The 21,745-nt window shown below is 73.5% G+C and carries 23 protein-coding genes and 1 riboswitch; of the genes, 12 read left to right on the top strand and 11 right to left on the bottom strand.

Annotation, left to right across the window (positions count from 1 at the left end):
* Window positions 1-13 precede the first annotated feature (13 nt).
* From ACIG3E_RS25355 to ACIG3E_RS25345, 3 genes are all read right to left on the bottom strand, one after another.
* On the bottom strand, window positions 14-424 hold the full coding sequence (locus ACIG3E_RS25355; protein ID WP_399620599.1) for a hypothetical protein: 411 nt from the start codon (window positions 422-424) through the stop codon (window positions 14-16).
* Window positions 425-568: 144 nt separating this feature from the next.
* A complete protein-coding gene (locus ACIG3E_RS25350) occupies window positions 569-730 on the bottom strand; it encodes a hypothetical protein (protein WP_249402091.1) in 162 nt (53 codons plus the stop codon).
* Between the two features lie 168 nt (window positions 731-898).
* Window positions 899-1,738, bottom strand: coding sequence for an SDR family oxidoreductase (locus tag ACIG3E_RS25345; protein WP_399620596.1), 840 nt, complete (start codon window positions 1,736-1,738; stop codon window positions 899-901).
* Window positions 1,739-2,044: 306 nt separating this feature from the next.
* Here ACIG3E_RS25345 and ACIG3E_RS25340 point away from each other — a divergent pair, with 306 nt between their 5' ends.
* The 3 genes from ACIG3E_RS25340 (at window position 2,045) to ACIG3E_RS25330 (ending at window position 5,111) form a co-directional block, all read left to right on the top strand.
* A complete protein-coding gene (locus ACIG3E_RS25340) occupies window positions 2,045-2,710 on the top strand; it encodes a TetR/AcrR family transcriptional regulator (protein WP_399620593.1) in 666 nt (221 codons plus the stop codon).
* A 100-nt stretch (window positions 2,711-2,810) separates the two neighbouring features.
* Window positions 2,811-3,512 carry a GNAT family N-acetyltransferase gene (locus ACIG3E_RS25335; protein WP_399620590.1) on the top strand — a complete coding sequence of 234 codons (702 nt, stop codon included), beginning with the start codon at window positions 2,811-2,813 and terminating at the stop codon, window positions 3,510-3,512.
* Between the two features lie 129 nt (window positions 3,513-3,641).
* Window positions 3,642-5,111 carry a hypothetical protein gene (locus ACIG3E_RS25330; protein ID WP_399620588.1) on the top strand — a complete coding sequence of 490 codons (1,470 nt, stop codon included), beginning with the start codon at window positions 3,642-3,644 and terminating at the stop codon, window positions 5,109-5,111.
* Here the strand turns inward: ACIG3E_RS25330 and ACIG3E_RS25325 are convergent.
* The gene (locus ACIG3E_RS25325; protein ID WP_399620586.1) at window positions 5,108-5,326 is read right to left on the bottom strand and encodes a hypothetical protein; all 219 of its coding nucleotides are present in this window, start codon (window positions 5,324-5,326) and stop codon (window positions 5,108-5,110) included. The two genes, ACIG3E_RS25330 and ACIG3E_RS25325, sit on opposite strands and share 4 nt — an antisense overlap.
* Before the next feature lie 124 nt (window positions 5,327-5,450).
* Here ACIG3E_RS25325 and ACIG3E_RS25320 point away from each other — a divergent pair, with 124 nt between their 5' ends.
* From ACIG3E_RS25320 to ACIG3E_RS25305, 4 genes are all read left to right on the top strand, one after another.
* A complete protein-coding gene (locus tag ACIG3E_RS25320; RefSeq protein ID WP_399620583.1) occupies window positions 5,451-8,681 on the top strand; it encodes a bifunctional cytochrome P450/NADPH--P450 reductase in 3,231 nt (1,076 codons plus the stop codon).
* Window positions 8,682-8,877: 196 nt separating this feature from the next.
* Entirely contained in the window at window positions 8,878-10,107 is a 1,230-nt protein-coding gene (locus tag ACIG3E_RS25315) for an MFS transporter (RefSeq protein ID WP_399620581.1), read from the top strand.
* A gap of 266 nt (window positions 10,108-10,373) precedes the next feature.
* A complete protein-coding gene (locus ACIG3E_RS25310) occupies window positions 10,374-11,636 on the top strand; it encodes a cytochrome P450 (protein WP_399620579.1) in 1,263 nt (420 codons plus the stop codon).
* Between the two features lie 27 nt (window positions 11,637-11,663).
* Window positions 11,664-11,787, top strand: a riboswitch (cobalamin riboswitch).
* A gap of 62 nt (window positions 11,788-11,849) precedes the next feature.
* Window positions 11,850-12,257, top strand: a complete 408-nt coding sequence (locus tag ACIG3E_RS25305; RefSeq protein ID WP_399620576.1) for a (2Fe-2S) ferredoxin domain-containing protein — start codon at window positions 11,850-11,852, stop codon at window positions 12,255-12,257.
* A 33-nt stretch (window positions 12,258-12,290) separates the two neighbouring features.
* Here ACIG3E_RS25305 and ACIG3E_RS25300 read toward each other — a convergent pair whose 3' ends face one another.
* Window positions 12,291-13,205: a cobalamin-binding protein gene (locus tag ACIG3E_RS25300; RefSeq protein WP_399620573.1), complete on the bottom strand. Its 915-nt coding sequence runs from the start codon at window positions 13,203-13,205 to the stop codon at window positions 12,291-12,293.
* Window positions 13,206-13,342: 137 nt separating this feature from the next.
* On the opposite strand from ACIG3E_RS25300, the gene ACIG3E_RS25295 reads away from it, so the two are divergent.
* The 3 genes from ACIG3E_RS25295 (at window position 13,343) to ACIG3E_RS25285 (ending at window position 16,756) form a co-directional block, all read left to right on the top strand.
* Window positions 13,343-14,305 carry an SMP-30/gluconolactonase/LRE family protein gene (locus tag ACIG3E_RS25295; protein ID WP_399620571.1) on the top strand — a complete coding sequence of 321 codons (963 nt, stop codon included), beginning with the start codon at window positions 13,343-13,345 and terminating at the stop codon, window positions 14,303-14,305.
* A 102-nt stretch (window positions 14,306-14,407) separates the two neighbouring features.
* Window positions 14,408-14,965 carry a PadR family transcriptional regulator gene (locus tag ACIG3E_RS25290; RefSeq protein WP_399620568.1) on the top strand — a complete coding sequence of 186 codons (558 nt, stop codon included), beginning with the start codon at window positions 14,408-14,410 and terminating at the stop codon, window positions 14,963-14,965.
* A gap of 66 nt (window positions 14,966-15,031) precedes the next feature.
* A complete protein-coding gene (locus tag ACIG3E_RS25285) occupies window positions 15,032-16,756 on the top strand; it encodes an acyl-CoA dehydrogenase family protein (RefSeq protein ID WP_399620565.1) in 1,725 nt (574 codons plus the stop codon).
* Window positions 16,757-16,811: 55 nt separating this feature from the next.
* On the opposite strand, the gene ACIG3E_RS25280 is transcribed toward ACIG3E_RS25285, so the two are convergent.
* The 4 genes from ACIG3E_RS25280 to ACIG3E_RS25265 all read right to left on the bottom strand — a co-directional run bounded on the left by ACIG3E_RS25280 (window position 16,812) and on the right by ACIG3E_RS25265 (window position 18,880).
* Window positions 16,812-17,240 carry an RNHCP domain-containing protein gene (locus ACIG3E_RS25280; RefSeq protein ID WP_399620562.1) on the bottom strand — a complete coding sequence of 143 codons (429 nt, stop codon included), beginning with the start codon at window positions 17,238-17,240 and terminating at the stop codon, window positions 16,812-16,814.
* A gap of 26 nt (window positions 17,241-17,266) precedes the next feature.
* Complete coding sequence (locus tag ACIG3E_RS25275) at window positions 17,267-17,647, bottom strand: RNHCP domain-containing protein (RefSeq protein ID WP_399620559.1); 381 nt, start codon at window positions 17,645-17,647, stop codon at window positions 17,267-17,269.
* Window positions 17,648-17,954: 307 nt separating this feature from the next.
* A complete protein-coding gene (locus tag ACIG3E_RS25270) occupies window positions 17,955-18,287 on the bottom strand; it encodes a hypothetical protein (RefSeq protein WP_399620557.1) in 333 nt (110 codons plus the stop codon).
* Window positions 18,288-18,439: 152 nt separating this feature from the next.
* Window positions 18,440-18,880, bottom strand: coding sequence for a Fur family transcriptional regulator (locus ACIG3E_RS25265; protein ID WP_399620554.1), 441 nt, complete (start codon window positions 18,878-18,880; stop codon window positions 18,440-18,442).
* Between the two features lie 271 nt (window positions 18,881-19,151).
* Between ACIG3E_RS25265 and ACIG3E_RS25260 the strand changes: the two genes are divergently transcribed.
* Together ACIG3E_RS25260 and ACIG3E_RS25255 are read left to right on the top strand one after the other, a co-directional pair.
* Window positions 19,152-19,361: a DUF2180 family protein gene (locus ACIG3E_RS25260; protein WP_399620551.1), complete on the top strand. Its 210-nt coding sequence runs from the start codon at window positions 19,152-19,154 to the stop codon at window positions 19,359-19,361.
* Between the two features lie 70 nt (window positions 19,362-19,431).
* Window positions 19,432-20,694 (top strand): MFS transporter, encoded by a 1,263-nt coding sequence (locus ACIG3E_RS25255; RefSeq protein ID WP_399620548.1) that lies wholly within the window; start codon window positions 19,432-19,434, stop codon window positions 20,692-20,694.
* Between the two features lie 58 nt (window positions 20,695-20,752).
* On the opposite strand, the gene ACIG3E_RS25250 is transcribed toward ACIG3E_RS25255, so the two are convergent.
* Complete coding sequence (locus tag ACIG3E_RS25250; protein ID WP_399620545.1) at window positions 20,753-21,166, bottom strand: peptidase inhibitor family I36 protein; 414 nt, start codon at window positions 21,164-21,166, stop codon at window positions 20,753-20,755.
* A gap of 84 nt (window positions 21,167-21,250) precedes the next feature.
* Entirely contained in the window at window positions 21,251-21,625 is a 375-nt protein-coding gene (locus tag ACIG3E_RS25245; protein ID WP_399620542.1) for a hypothetical protein, read from the bottom strand.
* Between the last annotated feature and the right edge of the window lie 120 nt (window positions 21,626-21,745).

The following is a 21,745-nucleotide window of genomic DNA, read 5'->3' as shown; positions in this document are numbered from 1 at the left end:
GGCCACGGAGATGTCAGGCGGCGACCAGGCCGGTCTTGTGGGCGCCCGCGTTGCTGAAGCGGAGCCAGAACTCGACGCCGTCCTTGAAGTCGGTGCCGAGGATCTTCCAGCTGCCGCCCGGCACGTTGACCTCGCCCTTGCAGACCACCTGGTTCTGGTCGTGGTTCTTCAGGTAGCACAGCTTGAGCACCGTGCCGTTGCTCGGCTTGACCTGGATGTCCGCGCACCGGTTGGTGGTGCGGTAGTAGGCCGCGCCGGGCGGGGCGTCGATCTCCCCGGGCGCCTTGTCGTACTTCCAGGCGCCGCCGAGGCAGGAGGCGGCGGGCGCCCGGTGCTCCGGCGTCGCGACGGCCGCCGGGGTGATGAGGCCCGCGCCGAGCGCGATGAGGCCGGTGACGAGCGCGAGGCGCTTCTTGGTTCGCATGATGTCCCCTCGGTGTTCTGCCGATATGGCATGCACAGGCCCCCGTGGGGTCTGTGTGCGGCAGTCCACCGTCCGCGGAGTTGTCCGGCAGCCCCCTTACGTCCTCCCGGACAAAAGCAGTGGGGGCGGACGGGGAGGCTCTGCTTACGCTTCGCCGTTCCTGCGCCCGGTCAGGGAGCCGAAGTCCAGCATGGCGTCGGCTTCGCGCTGGGTCTCCTCGGCGGTGCGGGCGGCGATGGCGACCACGTCACCCCGTTCGGCTATCAGCAGGTCGTAGATGGGCGCGGTGTTCTCTGGAGCATGCACGTCTTGTGGTCCGTTTCTACTGGTCGGCGCGGCCATCACCCTACTGGGCGCCTCCGGTGGCGGGAGGTGGAGGGGGTGACCCGGTGATCAGGGGCGGGCCGGTCCCGGGGGAGGTGGGCCACCGCCGTTCGACCTGGTCAGGGGGTGGCGCGCAGGAGCACCAGCGGGTCAGGAGGTGGTGAACGCGGCGGCGTGGTCGGTGGCCCAGGTGGTGAAGGAGCGGGCGGGGTGGCCGGTGAGGTGCTCGACCGTGTCCGTGAGGGGCACGGGCTTGCCGTCCTGGGACGCCCACCAGTTCAGCAGGGCGTCGGCGTACACGGCGGGGATGTAGTCGGCCATCTCCCGCTTCCACTCCTCGCGCGTGGCGTGGTGGACCGGGATCGGGCGGCCGATGGCGGCGGCGAGCTGCTCGACCTGCTCGGCGAAGGTCAGGGACGCGGGGCCGGTGAGGGTGAACAGGCCGCCGCGGTGGCGGGGATCGGTCAGGGCGGCGTGCGCGGCCTCGGCGATGTCGTACTCGTGGAGGGGGTCGTTGTGGGCGTGGGGGTAGGGCAGGCTGACGGGCTTGCCGGACTTGATGGACCAGGCCCAGCCACCCGCGTTGGAGGCGAAGGAGCCGGGTCGCAGGATCGTGGTGGTGATCGGCGCGGCCAGCAGGGCCTGTTCGACGTCGAGGTGGGACTTGGCGAGCGGGTCGCCCACGGGGTCGGGGCCGAGGACGCTGGCGGAGGAGAGCAGGACGACGTGGGTGACGCCCGCGCGGTGGGCCAGGTCGGCGAAGTCGGTGGCGCGGTCGGCGGCGGCGTAGAGGAAGACGCTGGTGACGCCCTCCAGGGCGGCGGGGAAGGTGGCCGGGTCGGTGAGGTCCAGGCGGACCGTCTCGACTCCGGCGGGCGGGGCGAGGTCCTCGGGGCGGGCGGAGCCGACACGGACGGGCAGGCCGTCGCGGTGGAGCAGGGTGGTCAGGTGGGTGGCGACCGCGCCGCGGCCTCCGGTGATCAGGAACATGGTTCTGCTTTCTTCGTACGGGTTCGTGGTGTGGGTCAGGAGTATTGGGGGTGGGAGGCGCGCGGCAGCGGGCGCACCAGGCGGCCGCCACGAGGGGGTTGGCGGTCATGGCCGCGGCGGGCGTGGTGACGGCGGCCCCAGGGCATTGGCGAGCTGCTGGACGGCGGTCGGGGATCCGGAACCGGAGCCCGTGGGGCCTCCGGCGGGTAGTGCGAACGATGTTCGTCGCGAACATCGTTCGTTTCGAAGGTAGGTAACGAACGGCGTTCGTGTCAAACGGTGTTCGTTTCGGGCTAGGGTTCCCCCATGAGCACGCAGCCCGTCAGCCGCCGTGCGCGGCCCGCCAAGGCCCCCCTCGGCCGCGACGTCATCGTGCGCACGGGCCTGAAGATCCTCGACCGCGACGGCCTGGAGGCACTGACCATGCGCCGCGTCGCCAAGGAACTCGACACCGGCCCCGCCTCGCTCTACGTCTACGTCGCCCACCGCGACGACCTCATGGCCGCCATGCTCGACGCAGCCCTCGGGCAGGTCCGCACGACCGGGGAAGGGACCTGGCGGGAACAGCTGCGGGCGCTGATCTCCGCGGCCGTCGAGGCGATGAGCCGTCACGAGGGCCTGGCCGCCGTCGCCCTCGGCGCCATTCCCACCGGCGACAACGCCCTGCTGGTCCTCGACCGCATGCTCGCCCTCCTGAAGGACGGCGGCCTCGACGACAACGCCGCCGCCTGGGCCGTCGACCTCCTCTGGCTCCACACCGCCGCGGCCGCCACCGAGCAGAGCGCGTACCACGCCAAGGGCTCCGACGAGGAGTCCACCATCGCCGCGGCTGACCGCCGCTACGCCGCCCTGCCCGCCGACCGGTACCCGATGATCACCTCACTGAGGCAGGCCCTGTTCTCGCCCGGCGACCGCGACACCTGGGCCCTGGAGGTCCTGATCAACGGCATCCTGCACACCCCGACCCGCTGAACCGCCAGCCGGGACTACCCCGATGCGGTGGGAGCACCGGGATGCGGCGGGGAAGTACCGGACTACGGTCGGGTAGCACAGGGATGCGAAGATCGGGCGCGTGAACAGTGATCCCACCGTGCTCGACAATCCCGTCGCCGAGTCGCTGCTCGGCACGCACGCGCATCTGGCCCGACGGCTCGGGCGGGCCGCCACGTACCTGCCGGAGGTCACGACCTTCTGCGCGCTGCCCACCGAGCCCGACCCGGCGGACTGGGCCGACCTGGCCCGGCTGCTCGGCAGCGACGGCTTCGCCGACATGTTCAGCAACTCGGCGCCCGCGCCTGCGGACTGGGAGCCGGTCTTCGTCCTGGAGGGGCGGCAGATGGTCTGGCCCGGCGGACGCCCGCCCGCTGACCCGGCTCCCGCGCCCAACGTCGCGATAGCGGAGCTGGGGCCGGACGACGTGCCGGACATGCTCGACCTCGTCAAGCGGACCGAACCGGGGCCGTTCTGGACCCGCACCGTCGAACTCGGCACCTACCTGGGGATCCGCGTGGACGGAGCCCTGGTGGCGATGGCGGGCGAGCGGCTGCGGCCCCCGGGCTGGACCGAGATCAGCGCCGTGTGCACGGCTCCCGAGGCCCGCGGCCAGGGCCACGCGGCCCGCCTGGTGCGCGCGTTGGCCGCCCGCGTCCTGGCCCGGGGCGACCAGCCGTTCCTGCACGTCGCGGAGGCGAACTCCGGCGCGATCGCCCTGTACGAGCGGCTCGGCTTCGAGACCCGCAGGCCCGTGACCTTCCAGGGCTTCCGTACTCCGTGACCCCCGGCGCCCGGGTGCGGCCCGCCAGCGCGCCGCCGCCCCGCGGAGCCGTGCGTAGCCCCGCCCCGTAGGGGCACCCGCCGTGCACGTGACATCGCGTCACGGTGGCGCGGGACGGCAGGGGGGCGCATGCGGGACACGCGGGAAACGCGCGGCAGGGCCGAAGAGGGACCGCCGTGGTGGGACGTCGCCTTCGACGCGCACGGCGACGCCGTGGACGAGCGGCAGGGGGACCGGGTGGCGGACGCGGCCCGCGAGGCCGACGTGCGCCACCTGGTCGTGCTCGCGCACACCGCCCACCACGAACCCGAGCTCACCGGGCGGATCGACGCGCGCTGCCGCGCCCTGTTCGCGCGGGCCGACGTCACGGACGGCGTGGGACTCGTGGGCGTGCGCTGGCCCAGCATGTGCTTCGCGCGGCCGGAGGACGGCCGCGCGGGGCGGCTCACCGACACCGACGTCACCGGGCTGCACCGCGTCTTCCCCGACGGCGGGGACACCCTCACCGGGCTCCTCGGGCTCCTCGACGAACGGCCCTTGAGGAACGGCGCCCTGGACGACGTGGGCATCGCCCTGCGCCGCCTCGTCGAACACCCCCTGGACACCCCGCTGCACGCCTACGGCACCGACCTGGGCGCGAACGTCCTGCCGCAGACCGACCCGGCCATGCTCATCGACAGCCCCACCCAGGTGTGCGAGGGCTTCGCCGAGGCCCTCGACGCGGCCCGGCAGGAGACCGAGCGGGAGGAGAACCGCAGCCCCGAGCGGTTCGAGGAGGCGCACACCGGCTCCGGCGCGCCCGATGTCTCCGAGCACGGCACGCTCAACGAGTCCGGCACGGCCGGGCCGCGCCCCGCCGACGACCCCACCGAGCGCCTGTCCCGGCCCGAGTCCCTCGCGCCGAGCGAGCGCCCCCTGCGCGACCCGCACGCCGGACGCACGCCCGACCGGGTGTGGGACGGCGCCCACCAACTGCTGCGCCAGGTCACGTCGTACGCGATGCGCAGGCACGCCGGACTCATCGGTGAGCGCGCCCTCGCCCCGCTCCTGCGGACCCTCGGGGAGGACCTGCCCGACACCCGGATCCACCTCGTCGGCCACGGATCGGGCGCGCGTTTGGTGGCCTACGCCGTGCGGGGCCTCGGCCCGCAGGGGCGGGTCGCCTCGCTGTGCCTGTTCCAGGCGGCCCTGTCGCACTACGCGTTCGCCGAGCACCTGCCCCAACTGAGCGGCGGGGGAGCCCTTGCGGGCCTGCACCGACGCGTCACGGGACCCGTCGTGTGCTGCTACTCGCACCACGACCTCGAACTCGGCCTGTTCTTCCCGCTCGCCTGCCGCAGGATCGGCGACGGAGCCCTCCTCTCCGGCGCAGGCCGGACCTGGGGCGCACTCGGCTACGACGGCATCCAGGGCATCGACGGCAGCCCCGCGCTCACCCTCGCCGACGCGCTCGCCGAGGGCGCGCTGCCGTCCTGCGGGTACGTCGGCGTCGACGCGTCCGAACGGATCCGCGCGGGCGGCCCGCCCTGGGGCGCGCACGACGACGTGTTCCACCAGGACCTCGTACGGCTGGTCGGTGTGGCGGGCGGTATGGCCTAGCCGTTGGTGCAGACGTACCGCTGCCGCAGCGGCCAGCCCGCGCTGCGTCCGGTGTCCGTCACCACGAGGTGCTGGAACGCCGCCCCGAGCATGCCGACCGCGCCGATCACCGCCGCGAGCAGGCCCGCCGCGCCCCCGCCCCCTGCACCCCCTTGACCGGCGCGCACCGCGCGAGCGCCGGTGCGCCAGAAGGCCAGCAGAGGCGCGACGCCCACGGCGGTCGCCTAGTTCAGTCGAACGACCGTGTCACTCAACACAATCACCCGACATGGTCAACTGACAAAGTCGTGTGTATCTTGATGATCAAGCGACTGCCGGTGCGGAACGAAAGGCCTCCTCATGACGCACGTGTCCACGCCCGACCTCACTTCCACGGCGACGGCCCAGGCGATCCCGGAGCGTCCCGCGCTCCCCCTGATCGGCCACGCCCTCGGCATCCCGAGCGGAGCCGACGGCCTCCTCCATCTGATGAAGGAGGTCAAGGAGTTCGGCCCGGTGTTCCGGATCCGTGCCTTCGGCTCCGAGACCGTGATGGTCGGCGGCCTGGACCTGGTGGCCGAGCTGGCGGACGAGACCCGGTTCCGCAAGAACGTGCACGGCGACCTCGTCGAGATCAGGGAGATCGCCGGGGACGGCCTCTTCACGGCCTTCCCCCACGAGGCCAACTGGCAGAAGGCGCACGACATCCTGATGCCCGCCTTCTCGCTCGGGGCCATGCGCGGCTACCACGCGACGATGCTGGACGTCGCCCGGTCGCTGATCGCCAAGTGGGACCGGGCGGTCGGCGCGGGCCCGGTGGACGTGCCCGAGGACATGACCCGGCTGACCTTCGACACCATCGGACTCTGCGGGTTCGGCTACGACTTCGCGTCGTTCCGGCGCGAGGACGCGCACCCCTTCGTCGACGCGATGAGCAGGGCGCTCGCCCACACCCAGGCCAAGGGCGAGTCGATCCCGGGCACGGAGGTGTTCCGCTGGCGGCAGACCGAGCAGTTCCGCAAGGACGCCGCGCTGATGACGGAGCTCGTCGACGAGGTGATCCGGCAGCGCAGGGCGTCGGGTGACACCAGCACCGACGACCTCCTGGGTCGCATGCTCCACACCCGTGACGCGCGGACCGGCGAGCCCCTGGACGACGTGAACATCCGCAACCAGGTGATCACGTTCCTCATCGCCGGACACGAGACCACCAGCGGGGCCCTGTCGTTCGCCCTGTACTACCTGACCAAGCACCCCGAGGTCCTGGCCCGCGCGCAGGCGGAGGTGGACGCCCTGTGGGGCGACACGGACGCGCCCGCGCCCGAGTACGGCGACATCGGCAAGCTCGGCTACCTTCGCCAGGTGCTCAACGAGAGCCTGCGGCTGTGGCCGACCGCGCCCGCCTTCGCCATGGAGCCGATCGAGGACACCGTCATCGGCGGCACGTACGCCGTGCGCAAGGGCGAGACCCTGATGGTGCTCACCCCGGCCCTGCACCGTGACCCCGCCTGGGGCGAGAACGTCGACCTCTTCGACCCCGACCGGTTCACGCCCGAGCGCGAGGCGGCGCGCCCGGTCCACCTCTTCAAGCCCTTCGGCAGTGGAGAACGCGCCTGCATCGGCCGCCAGTTCGCCCTGCACGAGGCCACCCTGCTCCTCGGCCTCCTTGTCCACCGCTACCGGCTGCTCGACCACGCCGACTACCAGCTGGAGATCAAGCAGACCCTCACCCTCAAGCCCGACGCGTTCACCCTCAAGCTCGCCCGGCGCACCAGCGACGAGCGGCGCCTGCCCGCCGCCGCGAGCGGCGCGCCCGTGAGCGAGGACCGGCCCGCCGCCCGCCGCGCCACCGCGACCGCGCTCACCCTGCTGCACGGCTCCAACCTGGGCACCTGCGCCGGGCTCGCCCACGACCTCGCCGCCGACGGCGACGACCACGGCTTCACCACCGAGGTCGCCCCCCTCAACGACCGCGCGGGCAGACTCAGCCCCGCCGACGGCCCCGTGGTGATCGTCGCCGCCTCGTACAACGGCCGCCCCACCGACGACGCCGCCGAGTTCGTCACCTGGCTGGAAGGTCTGGAGCCCGGCGCCCTCGACGGCCTGCCGTTCGCCGTCCTCGGCGTCGGCGACCGCAACTGGGCCGCCACCTACCAGCACGTACCGACCCGCATCGAGGAGTTGCTCACCGCCGCCGGTGCCACCCCGCTCCTGGAGCGCGGTGCCGCGGACGCCTCCGGGGACTTCGCCGGAGCCGTGGACCGCTGGAGCGCCGACCTGTGGACGGCCCTGCTCGACCGGTACGGCACCGCCGACGGCGAGGCGGCGCGCCCCGAGGCCGACTCCGCGCAGCCGCAGGGCCTGTACGAGCTTCAGGACGCCACCGCGTCCGTCACCGGTGGACTCGCCGCCCGGCACGGCGTCCAGCCCATGGACGTACTCGACGCGTACGAACTCGTCGACATGGAGCACGAACTGGGCCGCTCCAAGCGCTTTCTCAAGCTGCGGCTGCCCGAGGGCGTCACCTACCGCACCGGCGACCACCTGGCCGTCCTGCCGCGCAACCCCGACGCCCTCGTCCAGCGGGTCACCGCCCGCTTCGGCCTCGACCCGGAGCGCACCGTGCGGCTGAGCGCCCGCCGCCGCGCACGCAACACCCTGCCCGTCGACCGGCCGCTGACCCTGCGCCGACTGCTCACCGACTTCGTGGAGCTCCAGACCCCGGCCACGCCCGAGCAGGTCGCCGTCCTCGCCGAGCACACCGCCTGCCCGCCCGAGCGCCGCCCCCTGGCCGCACTCGCCGGACTCGACGCCGACGGCTTCCGCGACCGGGTCACCGCGACCGGGCTCAGCGTCCTGGACCTGCTGGAGCGCTACCGCGCCTGCGAGCTGTCCTTCGAGCGCTTCCTGGAACTCCTTCCGGTGCTGCGCCCGCGCCACTACTCCATCTCGTCCTCCGCTCAGGCCGCCCCCGGCGAGGTCGACCTGATGGTGTCGCTGCTCGCCGCGCCCCACCGCGCGGGCGAGGGCACCTTCCGCGGCGTCGGCTCGCACTACGTCCAGACCCTGCGGGCCGGGGACACCGTCCAGGCCAGGGTGCTCCCGTGCGGCGAGTCCTTCCGGCTGCCCGAGGACGACGCGGTCCCGGTCATCCTGGTCAGCGCGGGCACCGGCCTCGCGCCCTTCCGCGGAGCCGTGCTCGACCGCCTGCACACCGGGTCCACCGGCACGCTCCTGTGCTACTTCGGCTGCGACCACCCCGAGGTCGACTACCTGCACCGCGAGGAGTTCGAGACGGCCGAGACGGCTGGAGCCGTCAGCATGCGGCCCGTCTTCTCCCAGGCCCCCGAGGACGGCGCCCGCTACGTCCAGGACCGCATCGCCCGGGAGAGCGCCGAGGTCTGGGACGTACTGACGGCGGGCGGCCGGGTCCACGTCTGCGGCGACGGCCGCCGGATGGCCCCCGCCGTGCGGGAGGCGTTCATGGCCGTCCACCGCGAGCACACCGGCGCGTCCGACGCCGAGGCCGCCGCCTGGCTCACCGAGCTCACCGAGTCCGGCCGCTACGTCGAGGACGTCTGGACCGGCTGAATCCGCCGCCCGTCACCGCCGCCCCACCTGCCGCACCCGTCCCGTCCGGTGGTCACGGCCGCCCACCCGGCGCACCCGTGACCACCGGGGCCGGACCCACTCCTTCCGCACCTCCTACCGAGGGGAACCCCATGGCTGTCGCACCCCCGACCACCCGCCGAGCATCCCCGGCCGACCGCACTCCGCGGGGGCGTCGATGAGGGCGCGCGGGACGGCCGCCCTGACCCTCGGCGTCGCCGTCGCACTGATCGCCGGAGCCACCCTGGGCAACGGCGGGGCGAACCTCATGCCCCTCTTCGTCGACGACTTCTCCTCGCGGTTCGCGCTGGGGGACTCCGGCGCGGGACTCGTCGGCGCCACCCAGCTCATGGCCACCGCGATCGTCACCCTGCGCCTCGCCGCGCGGGCCGCGCGGCCCGGCCGCGTCCGCATGGCCCGCACCGGTCTCGCCGTCGGCCTCGCGGGCTTCGTCGGGGCGACCGCGGCCAGCGACCTGCCCACCCTGATCCTCGCGAACCTCGTCATCGGCGCCGGGCTCGGCGCCGTCTACGCCGCGGCCACGGCGGCGATCGCCGCCACCGACGACGCCGACAAGGCGTCCGCGGCCACCATCGCGGGCACGGTGGCCGTGACCGCCCTGCTGATCATGGCGGTGCCCGCGGCCAACCGCAGCGTGGGGGAGGGCACCGGCTTCCTGGTCATGGCGCTGTGCTGTCTGCTCGCGTGGCCCCTGGTGGGCGGCCTCCCCGACGGGCCGACCACGAGCGGTAATTCGAAGGCCGGGGCAGCCACCGCCCCGCCGAACGCCACGGCCACCCCCACATGGGTCCTGCTGGGCGGGATCGCGCTGCTGTGGGCCGTCACCCAGGGCGCCTGGGCGTACGCCTCGGTCTTCGGCCGCGAACACACCGGCATGTCGGCCTCGGCCGTGTCGGTGGTCCTCGCCGTCTCCGGCGTCGTGGCCCTCGTCGGCGCCGTGCTCGGCCCCGCCGCCGCCCGCCGCTTCGGCCGTACGAGGTCCCTGGCGGCCTTCATCACGGCACAGGCCCTGTCGATGGCCGCCCTGGTGCTCACCCACGACCCGGTGCTCTTCATCGTCGCGGCCGTCCTGTGGCAGGCCTGCCAACTGGCCGTCCTGGTGCAGACCCTCGCGGCCGCGGCGCTCCTGGACCCGAGCGGACGCCTGGTGGCCTCCCTCAGCGGAGCGAGCGCGCTGGGCACCGGCATCGGGCCGCTGGCCGTCGGAGCCGTCCTCGACACGGCGGGCGCCGGGGTGCTCGGCGTCCTCCTGGCCCTCGGCACGTTCGTCGCGTCGCTGCCCCCGCTGCGGATGACGGTCGCCAGCGCCACGGCCGACCGCGCACAGCAGCCGGAGCCGGAGCCGGAGCCCGAGGTCGAGCCCGCCCCTGCGGCCAAGCCCGGCTGAACACCCGTCACATCTCAGGCCGGGCAGGCCCCACGGACCGCCGGACAGACGTCGCGCGCGCTCTTCTCGGGGCGCGCGCGGGACCGTACGATCCAGTAGCCGCCCGCCCCGCGTACGCCCGTCCTGCCCGCCCCCGGCACGGCGCCTACGTACGCCGCGTACACCCGGGTGAGGCGCGCGTCGAACACAGTGCACGCCCCGCTCCAGGCCCGTCCTCGCCCACGCTCCGCGATCGCTCCCTCGTCGACCCCAGCCAGAGGTGACCCGTGGGCAGCAAGACCCCTCTCTTCCGCCTCGACGCGAGCGCCGGTGACCTGCACGGCGAGAACCGCAGACTCCGCGCGCTCGGCCCCGCCGTGCGCGTGCAACTTCCCGGTGGACTGCCCGCCTGGGTTCTGACCCGCCACCGACTCCTCCAGGACATCCTGGCGGACCCTCGTACGGGGAAGGACCCGGCGCACTGGTCCGCGTTGCGGGCGGGAGAGGTGCCGGAGGGCTGGCCGCTGATCGGCATGGTCACCAACCGCGGCATGACCACCGCCGACGGAGAGGAGCACCGCCGCCTGCGCGACCTCGTCGCGCAGGCCTTCACCGCGCGGCGCGTCACCGCGATGCGGCCCCGCGTCGAGGCGATCACCCGGAGCCTCCTCGACGCCCTCGCCGAGGTCGGCCCCGGTCCGGTGGACCTGCGCCGCCACTTCGCCTACCCGCTGCCCATGGCGGTGATCGGCGACCTCCTCGGCGTGCCCGACGAGCGCTTCGACGACTTCCGGACCCTCTCCGCGAGCCTGACCAGCAGCGTCACCCCGCCCGAAGAGACCCTCAGCACCCAACAACGCCTGCACGCACTCCTCGCCGACCTCGTCGCCGACCGGCGGAAGCGGCCGGGGGAGGACCTGACCAGCCATCTGATCGCCGCGCGCGACGCCGGTGACCGGCTCTCGGAGCCGGAGCTGATCGGCACCCTGATCCTGGTCCTCGTCGCGGGCCACGGCACCACCCTCAACCTGATCACCAACGCGACGGCGGCGCTGCTCACCCACCCCGAGCAGCGCGCCGCCGTCACCACCGGGCAACGGCCGTGGGACGCCGTGGTGGAGGAGACCCTGCGGTGGGACCCGCCCGTCGCGCACTTCCCGCTGCGCTACGCCCTCGACGACATCCCCGTCGGGAACGTGGTGATCCCGCGCGGCGAGGCCATCCTGGCCTCGTACGCGGCCGCGGGCCGGGACCCCGACCGATTCGGCCCCGACGCCGCCGAGTTCGACATCGCCCGCCCACGACCGAAACACCTGTCCTTCGGCCACGGCCCGCACTACTGCCTCGGCGCGTCCCTGGCCCGTCTCGAGGCGGGCATCGCGCTGCCGGGCCTGTTCGAGCGGTTCCCGGACCTGGATCTCGCCGTGCCGCGCGCGGAGTTGGTGCCGCTGCCGTCCTTCGTCAGCAACAGCGTCCAGATCCTGCCGGTGACCTTGTACGGCGGCCAGTGCGGACCCGAAGCCGGACCCCCTGCCAGTCGGATGGAATGATGACGGGCGACAAGGCGACGGCGGTCCGAGGAAGCCGGTGAGAATCCGGCGCGGTCCCGCCACTGTGATCGGCGAGCGCGTCCCGACCGGCCACTGCCCCGCACGGGGTGGGAAGGCCGGGGCGAGCAGCGACCCGAGAGCCAGGAGACTCACGCGGTCGCCTCCTCCACGGAACACCGGGGCGGATCTCCCCGGAGAGAGGCAGGACGCGGCATGCCCGCAAGACAGGCCCGGAAGTCGTCCGGCACCGCAGGAAGTCACGACACGGCCACCGGCCCGGCGCCCTGCCGGGTCGTCGTCTGCCGGGACTGCTGCTGCGGCAGTCCGAAGGTGACCGGCGTCGACCACGCCGCGCAGACCGCGCGCCTGCGGGCCGAGGCACCCGTACGCGTCTCCGCCTGCCTGGACGTCTGCGACCAGGCCAACGTCATCGTGGTCCAGCCCTCCGCCGAGGGCCGGGCGGCCGGTGCCCGGCCGGTGTGGCTCGGCCTGGTCAACGACGCGGACGCGACCGAGGACATCGTCGCCTGGGTCCGCGCCGGGGGCCCAGGCGTCGCTCCGCGGCCGGAGATCCTCGACCTGTACGCCTTCACCCCGCCACGACGCCGCACGGTGTCCTGAACGGCCGCGCCGGGGCCGCACGCACGCCCCGCGTCAGGGCAGCGGGCGCGCCTCGGCCGCCGTCACCGCCGCCCCGGCGCCCACCCCGTGCAGGACGTGGGCAAGCACCTCCGCCCCACGGACCACGCGCGGTCCCGGCCGGTTGAAGTACGCGGGCCCGTCCAGGACCCAGACGCGCCCCGACCGGACGGCGGGCAGCTCCGACCAGCCGGGCAGCCGGGTGAGCAGGCCCGTCTCGCGCAGCGTCCGCTCGGGCGGGAAGCCGCAGGGCAGCACGAGCAGCACGTCGGGCCGGGCCGCGCGCACCGCGTCCCACGTCATGGGCCCGGTGTGCTCGCCGGGCCCGGCGAGGAGCGGCGCGCCCCCGGCGGCGGCGATCTGCTCGGGCACCCAGTGCCCGGCGGGCCACAGCGGATCCAGCCACTCGATCGCGACCACCCGGGGCCGCGCACGCCCCGCGGTCAGCGCGCGCACCCGGTCGAGGCGGGCCCGCAGCTCTTCCCGGCGCGACGCGGCGCGCTCCCGCACCCCGAGCACGGAGCCGACCGTGACCAGGCAGTCCAGCACGTCGTCGAGGGTGCGCGGCTCCAGGCTCAGGACGCGGGTGTCCGCGTCCAGGAGCCGCACGGTGCGGCTGACCCGCTCGTACGACACCGCGCAGACGTCGCACAGGTCCTGGGTGAGGACCACATCGGGGCGCAGGGCCGCCAGCGCCTCGGTGTCGAGGGAGTACAGCGAGGACCCGGAGTGCGCCGACCCGCCCACCGCGTCGGAGATCTCACGGCTGCTCAGGGCGTCCTGGTCCAGATCGGCACCGGTCACCACGGGCACGGCCGCCACGTCCCGGGGCGGCCAGTCGCACTCGTGGGTGCGCCCGACGAGCCCCTCCAACAGGCCGAGTTCGGCGACGATGTCGGTGGCGGCGGGGAGCAGGGACACGATGCGCATACGCCGACCCTACGGCGTGCGCCGCCGCCCGCGCCCGCCACCGGTGTGCCCGAGCCGACGCCTCCCGACGCTGGTGCTCACCGTTCCCGGAGCCGATACTTCGCCCGGCGGAGCGACCCGACGACAAAGGAGAACCGATGACGTTGAAGGTGAGCCGGAGGCCGCGCGGTGTCTTACGCGGGCCGGGCCGCGGCATCGCGTCGATGGCCCTGCTGGCCGCGGCCGCGGGTGTGCTCGCACCCGCCCCCGCGTCCGCGGCACCGGCCTGTGCCGCCCCGGGGCGGGGCGCGCCGGTCCAGGTGGCGCGCGTCCCCGACTGGGTCGAGTCGATCGCCGTGGACAAGCGCGGCCGGATGTTCGCCACCGCGTACTTCACCGGCCGCGTCTACCGGATCGACGCGCCGGGCCGCACCCCCGTACCCCTCACCGGTGACGTGGGCGCGAACGGCGGCATCGTCGTGCGCGAGGACGGCCGCCTCCTCGTCGGCACCGGCAACGACCTCGCGCACTCGCTCACCGGCGACGCGCTGCCCACCTCCAAGCTCCTCCTGGTGGACCCGGACACCGGCGAGGTCAGCACGTACGCCACCGGACTCGGCGGCATCGACGGCGTCGCCCTCGCGGCCGACGGCACCGTGTACACCACGACCTTGGGCGGGCGGAACATCGGCCGCGTCTCGCCGGACGGCAGGGTCGACCCCGCCTGGGCCCGGGTGCCCCAGCCCAACGGCATCGCCGTGTCCCCGGACGGGACGCAGGTGTACGTCATCCAGACCACCGTGGCCCCCGGCCTCTACCGCATCGCGGCCGACGACCCGGCCCACCCGAGGCGTTGGGTCTCGGTGGACCCGTCCGACGTCCTCGCCCTGCCCGACGGGCTCACCCTCGACAGCAAGGGGCGGCCGCTGATCACCACGCACGCCGCGGGCCAGATCTGGCGCGTGGAGGACGGTCGCCTGTGCACCGTGGCATCGGGCCTGCACCTCTCCACCCAGGTCACCTACGGCCAGGGCGACCGCGGCTTCGCGGCGGGCAGGCTCTACCGGGCGGGCGTCGACGGGAAGACCTACGAAGTGCCCGCGGGCGCCGACCCGTCCTAGCCCACCTGCCGCCCGCGCGGAAGGCGGCGAGGCCGGGTGAGCCGTGTCTCACCTGCCCTGCGCCGCTTGTCTATGCAACGAGTTGCATAGGAGGATTCGGGCATGGCGCTTGAGCACGCGATCCTCGTCTCCCTGCTGGAGCAGCCGGGCTCCGGCTATGAGCTGGCCCGGCGGTTCGACCGGTCCATCGGCTACTTCTGGACCGCCACCCACCAGCAGATCTACCGCGTCCTCAAGCGCATGGAGAGCGACGCCTGGGTCGAGGCCCGCGCGGTGGCGCAGCAGGACCGGCCCGACAAGAAGGAGTACTCCGTCGCGGCCCTCGGCCGCGCCGCGCTCTCGGGCTGGCTGCACGAGCCGATCGAGCCCGAGAGCGTCCGGCACGAGCTCGCCGTGAAGATCCGCGGCGCCGCCTTCGACGACCCGGCCGCGCTGATCCGCGAGGTGCGGCGGTACCGCGAGGCGCACGCCGACCGGCTCGCGCACTACCGCGCGGGGGAGCGGCGCGACTTCACCGGGCCCGAGGCGCCCGCGGTGCTCGACGACGGGCAGGAGCTCCAGCACGTCGTGCTGCGCGGCGGCATCGCGTACGAACAGATGACGCTCACCTGGCTCGACGACGTGATCGCCACCCTCGAACGGCTCGGCGCCCGGCGCTGACGCACCCACCGCTCTCCCGCCCCCTTCCCCGACCTCCCCGACCCCGAGCCGGAAAGGCGACTGGCCATGGCCGACGCGCTGCTGTTCAACCCCCACACCTACGACCCGACCCACTTCGACCCCGAGACCCGCAGGCTGCTGCGCGCGACCGTCGACTGGTTCGAGGCGCGCGGCAAGCGCCGGCTGATCGAGGACTACCGCTCCCGCGCCTGGCTCGCGGACTTCCTGGAGTTCTCCGCCAAGGAGGGGCTGTTCGCGACCTTCCTCACCCCGGCGTCCGCCGCCGGTGCGGGCGAGGGCGACAAGCGCTGGGACACCGCCCGGATCGCCGCCCTCAACGAGATCTTCGGCTTCTACGGACTCGACTACTGGTACGCGTGGCAGGTCACCATCCTCGGCCTCGGCCCGGTCTGGCAGAGCGACAACGCCGCCGCCCGCGCCCGCGCGGCCGAACTCCTCGCCCAGGGAGAGGTGTTCGCCTTCGGCCTGTCCGAGAAGTCCCACGGCGCCGACATCTACTCCACCGACATGCTCCTGGAGCCCGACGGGAACGGCGGCTTCCGGGCCACCGGATCCAAGTACTACATCGGCAACGGCAACGCCGCCGGGCTCGTCTCCGTCTTCGGCCGCCGCACCGACGTCGAGGGCCCCGACGGCTATGTCTTCTTCGCGGCCGACAGCCGCCACGAGGCGTACCACCTGGTCAAGAACGTCGTAGACTCGTCGAAGTACGTCAGCGAGTTCCGCCTGGAGAACTACCCGGTCGCCGCCGAGGACGTCCTGCACACGGGCCGCGCCGCCTTCGACGCCGCGCTCAACACCGTCAACGTCGGCAAGTTCAACCTCTGCACCGGCGCGATCGGCATCTGCGAGCACGCGATGTACGAGGCCGTCACGCACGCGCAGAACCGGATCCTGTACGGCCGTCCGGTCACCGCCTTCCCGCACGTGCGCCGCGAGCTGACCGACGCCTACGTCCGCCTCGTCGGGATGAAGCTGTTCAGCGACCGCGCCGTGGACTACTTCCGCTCGGCCGGGCCCGACGACCGCCGCTACCTCCTCTTCAACCCGATGACGAAGATGAAGGTGACCACGGAGGGCGAGAAGGTCATCGACCTGATGTGGGACGTCATCGCGGCCAAGGGCTTCGAGAAGGACACCTACTTCGCCCAGGCCGCCACCGAGATCCGCGGCCTGCCCAAGCTGGAGGGCACGGTCCACGTCAACCTGGCCCTGATCCTGAAGTTCATGGGCAACCACCTGCTGAACCCGGCCGAGTACGCGCCCGTGCCGACCCGCCTGGACGCGGCCGACGACGCCTTCCTCTTCCAGCAGGGCCCGGCCCGCGGCCTGGGCGCCATCCGCTTCCACGACTGGCGCACCGCCTACGACGCGTACGCCGAGGTGCCCAACGTCGCCCGCTTCCGCGAACAGGCCGACGCGCTCTGCGAGTTCGTCACCACGGCCGCTCCGGACGAGGAGCAGAGCCGCGACCTCGATCTGCTCCTCGCCGTCGGCCAGCTCTTCGCGCTGGTCGTGCACGGCCAGCTCATCCTGGAGCAGGCGCGCCTGACGGGCCTGGAGCAGGACGTGCTCGACGAGCTCTTCGCCGTCCTCGTACGGGACTTCTCCGGGTACGCCGTCGAGCTGCACGGCAAGGACTCCGCCACCGCGCGGCAGCAGAGCTGGGCCCTCGGCGCGGTCCGCCGCCCGGTCGTCGACGAGGCCCGCTCGGCCCGCGTCTGGGCCCGCGTCGAGGCGCTGGCCGGGACGTACGAGATGGCGCCGTAACCCCCGGAAAGCGAGTGAGGGCGGGGCCGCCGTGGTGACACGGCGGCCCCGGCCGTCACAGGGTGAGCAGCGTCCGGCGGGCGACCCCGGTGTCCTGGAGCGGTTTGAGGGCCAGGCGCACCATGGCCAGCGCGTTGTCGTCACCCGCGACACGGTTGGCGCTGAGCTCGCCGCACGTCAGGCACTCGTGGATGAGCAGCCACTCGCCGTCCGGGCGTGCGGTCATGGTCAGCGCCGCCATGCGGCCGCGGCAGGGCGAGGCGCGGTCGCCCGGCACGCGGTGGTCCACGTGCAGGCTGGCCAGGCAGTGCGGGCAGTGGTTGCGGTGCCCGGTGCCCGGCGCGTCCAGGGACACGTCGAGTCGGCAGCCGACGCACCGGAAGTCGTGGGCGCGGTGGCCGCCCCGACCGTGCAGGACGTCCTTGTGCCGTTGCGGGCGGCGGCGCGCCGATGACGGCTCGCGGGTGTGGTTGCGTCGCGGCATGGTGGTGTCCTTCCCCTCGGCCCGGCTCACAGAGTGCCGAACGCTTCGAGCGGGAAGGGCGGTTGGGCGAGCGGCCGCACCGCCATGCGCATCAGGATGAGCTGGTTGTCGTCCGTGCGGACGGGGCTCGACGTGAGCTCGTCGCAGCGCACGCAGCGGTGGATGACCCGCCAGTCGCCGGTCCGCAGGACGGCGATGGCTATCGGGGTCATCCGCCCGTGGCACCCGCTCGGGCCGCCCTCGACGTGGTCGACGACGTGCCGCGAGTGCAGGCACGACGGGCAGTGGTCGCGCGGGACGCCGTCGGCGGTGGCGGACACGTTGAGGCCGCACCAGGCGCAGGTGAACGTGGTGATCCTGAGGGTGTTGTGGGCGTCGCTCTGACGAGCTCCGGTGGTGTGGGACACCCGGGTTACTCCTTGCTGAGGAAGGGAGACGACAGCAAGAGCAGGCCGAGCGGCTTCGGCGATAGGAAGGCACCAAGGACCGGCCTCCGGCCGCCGCGCGGACGTGGCGGCGGCGAAGCGGACGGTCAGACGGTGCGGCGAGGCGCGCTCGGCGCGACCCGGGGCATCAAGACACCCCTCTCTACGGGCGCACGGCCCGGTCGGCGATCAACAGTGCGAACGCCAGGCTAGCGACGGCGTGGTGGCGTGCGCCAACGAATATCGGGCCGCACGGACGCGGATCAGCGGACCGGACGGGGGCGGTGCTTCAGGCGATGGGGTCGATGATGACGTCCTCGACGCTGAAGGCGCACTTGGATTCGCTCTTGGAGTCCTTGGTGCCGCCATCGGCGTTGTTCTGCCACGTGCCGTAGTAGGTGAAGCCCAGCTTGCACTTGACCTTGGCCCGCCAGGTGACGTTCATGGTGCCGGTACAGCTCAGTCCGCCGTTCTTGTTCATGTCCGCCGTGGCGAGGCAGTCCAGGTCGCCGTAGCGGAACCGCTGGCCCGGCTCGACGGCCGAGGCGGTGGGGGCCATGAGCACCATGGCCGTGGTGAGCGCGGCGCCGACGGCGGCGACCCTGCGGATGGAGAGTTTCATACCGTTTCCTCCATGTTCTGACAGCCTCTAGAGCGTGCTGCCGGGAGGGTCCCGAGCGATAGGGGGCGGTGCCGGGGCGGACCGGGAAACGTTCCCGGTCCGGACGGGAAGGGCGGCGGTGGAGGGGGTGGCGCTGAAGCTGAGGCGCTGTGTCACCCGCGGGCCTGGCGGCAGTCCGCGCACAGGCCCCACCAGATGATCTCCGCCTCGTCGACCGCGAAGCCACGGTCGTCCCCGGGCTCCAGGCACGGGGCGTGGCCGACGCTGCAGTCGACGTCCTCGATGCGGCCGCAGGACCGGCACACCAGATGGTGGTGGTTGTCCCCGACGCGGAGTTCGTAGCGGGTGGGGGAGCCCGCCGGTTCGATGCAGCGGATCAGCGCGGCCCGCGCGAGGTCGTCGAGGACGTTGTACAGACCCTGCCGGGACAGACCCCCTGAGGAGGACGCCCCGCCGCCGGTGACGCCGATGCGGCTCTCCAACTCCGCCGCCGTGGAGTGCGGGTGGCCGTGCAGGGCGGTGAGTACTGCGCGACGCTGTGCCGTGCTGCGCAGTCCCTTGGCCCTGAGCAGGTCGGCCGCTCGCTGCTCCATGACGATGCACCCCCAGTCTCCGTCCCGGAAGTCTAACGGGATCACCCTGGCCGCCCTGGGCGAGAAGCGATCCTAGAATTGACTCTGTCCAAACTAGCGGGCTACTGTCTCGTACGGCAACGGACCGCCGAGCGCCCCCGCGGATCGGCGTGCGACCGCCGCTGCCGCACGCGACCCCCGCCCCTCTTCCGACGCGCCGCCCCGCCGGTTCCCGGGACAGCTCTGCCCCGAGCCGGGAGGCCGTCGGCGCGCGACCCCGACGGAGACCCCCATGAAGTGCTACGACTGCGCCCTCGACGACAGGAGCGACACCGCGGGCATCGGCATCTGCAGCCGCTGCCACCTGGTCGTCTGCGCCGACCACAGCCACGTCACGCCGCTCGTCCTCCACCAGGCCAGTGGCATGGGCAAGGCGACGCGGGACCTGCCGGGCCGCCGCGTCGTCTGCCGGACGTGCTACGCGGCGGAGCGGTCCGCCTGACCGGGTCTGACCCACCGTCACCCCCAGACCTGCCGGGCGCTCCGCCCCCTCACCCCCGAGGAAGTGCGTCGTGAACTCTCCCGCCGAGCCCGGAGCCACCACGTCCTCCGGACCCGACTCCTTAACCGCCACCGCCACCGCCACCGCCACCGCCACCGCGCCGCCCGCCCGCCGCCTGCTCCCGTACGCCCTGGCCGTGCTCCTGATCGGCCTGAACATGCGGCCCGTCATCGTGGCCGTCTCGGCCCTCCTGGACGACATCCGCCACGCCACAGGGCTGTCCAACGGCGCCGCGGGCGTCCTGTCCACGCTGCCGCTGATCTGCTTCGGCGTCTTCGCCCCGCTCGCGCCCCGCCTCGCCCGGCGCCACGGGATGGAGCGCACCCTCGTCGCCGTGCTCCTGCTCCTCCTGGCCGGGGCCGCCGTGCGCCTCGTGCCCGCACTGCCCCCGCTGTTCGCCGGGACCTTCCTGATCGGCGCGGCCGTGGCCGTGGCCAACGTCGTCGTGACGGCACTGATCAAGCGGGACTTCCACCGCCATGTGGGCCTGATGTCCGGCCTGCACTCGGCGATGCTCGTCGGCGGCGGCGCCGTGGCGGCCGCCGCGACCGTACCGCTGCGCGACGGACTCGGCCTCGACTGGTCCGGCGGGCTCGCCCTGTGGGGGGTCCTCGCGCTCGCCGCGGTGCTGGTGTGGGCGCCGCGCCTGCGCCACGGTCCCGCGCGGCGCCCCCACGCCGCCCCGAGCACGGGCGGATCGCTGTGGCGCGACCGGCTCGCCTGGGCCGTGGCCCTGTTCTACGCCTTCCAGTCCCTCATCTACTACACGGCCACCACCTGGCTGCCCTCCTTCTCCATCTCCCACGGCTCTTCCGAGGGCCGCGCGGGAGTCCTGCTCGCCGTCTGCATGGGCTTCGCGATGCTCACGTCCCTGCTGGTGCCCGTGGCCGCGCAGCGCTCCCGGCGGCAGAGCCACCTGGCCGTGCTCGGCAGCGCGCTGTGCGCCGCGGCGCTGATCGGGCTGACCGCCGCGCCGACCGCCGCCGCCATCCTGTGGGCCGCGCTGCTCGGGCTCGGCCTCGGGGCCGTGTTGAGCCTGGGCATCGCCTATATGTCGATGCGGGCCCGCACCACCGAGGAGGCCGGGCTGCTCTCCGCGATGTCGCAGTGCGTGGGCTATCTGGTGGCCGCCGTCGGGCCCACGCTCTTCGGCGCCGTGCGGGACCTGACCGGGCACTGGACCGCGGGCCTGGTGGGCCTGGTCGTCCTCGCCGTGCCGATGGCCGTCACCGGTGCGCTCGCCGGGCGCGGCGGACACGTGAACCCCCGCTGAACACGGGAACGGGCCCGCACCCCGGGAAGGGGTGCGGGCCCGCGCCGTGGAACGGTGCCTAGCAGCTCATGGCCCAGGTGTGGGAGTCGCCGTCGTCGTTGGCCGCGCCGTTGTAGTTGACCTCCTGGCCCGGCGTGAGGCAGATGGTCATGTGGCCGCCCTGGTGGGCCCGCGAGTACACCTTGACGTGGTCCTTGATGCCGGGGCCCGAGATGCCGTGGTTGGCCCAGGAGGAGTCCTCGTCGGCGATCCAGCTCTCCCACCAGCCGTCGTCACCGGACCAGTTGGCGCGCTGGCCCTTGTAGTCGGAGTGCTCCCAGGCACAGAACTCGCCACTGGGACAGTCGGCGGCACCGGCGGGCGCGGCGGCGACCAGGCCGCCGGTCATCAGGAGGGCGGCTGCCGCGACGGCGGCGAAGAGACCGCGCGTGGCGGAGGCCTTGGGGGCGGAGGGGACGAGCTTCGTGCTCATGGGTGACAGGGGACCTTTCTGTTCGCTTCTCTGGTACTGCTTCGGTGTTTCGGGAGGGCCGGTGAGGGGCGGGCGCGGGGCCGGTCAAGCCGCCTGGCAGCGCTCGTCGTTGTCGGACACGCCGTCGATCCGCGATCCCCAGGACCAGTTGTCGCTGAAGTCGTACGGCCGGATCAGGCGGTAGTAGCAGTCGTGCCGCCCCCAGTCGATCGCGTACAGGTTCTGGTTGGCGTCCGAGCGGAACGACACGGTCTTGTCGTGGTGGGACTCGGGGAGCTCCCGGTAGCCCGGGGGCCGGTAGCAGAAGCCCGTGCCGTGCTGGCCCGGCTGGGTCCAGAAGCACACTTCGCCGGGACCGCGCTCGACGCCGGGCCCGGCCGCCGACGCCGGTGCCGTCGCGAGCGCGGGGGCGAGGGCGGTGACCAGGGCCGCGGTGGACAGGGCGAGTTTGTGGAGCATGGGCACCCTCACGTCGCTGGGGGATTCCCGCCAAGGCTCGTGGGCGGGCACCGCCAGACTGCCCTCGGCGCGAGGGCGGCATTCGGGCATTCACCCGGATGGTGGGCCCAGGGGAGAGGA

Source organism: Streptomyces sp. NPDC053474, assembly GCF_044544845.1.
Lineage (GTDB): Bacteria > Actinomycetota > Actinomycetes > Streptomycetales > Streptomycetaceae > Streptomyces.
Note: the sequence above shows the minus strand (reverse complement) of the source record. Positions and strands in the feature narration are given on the sequence as shown.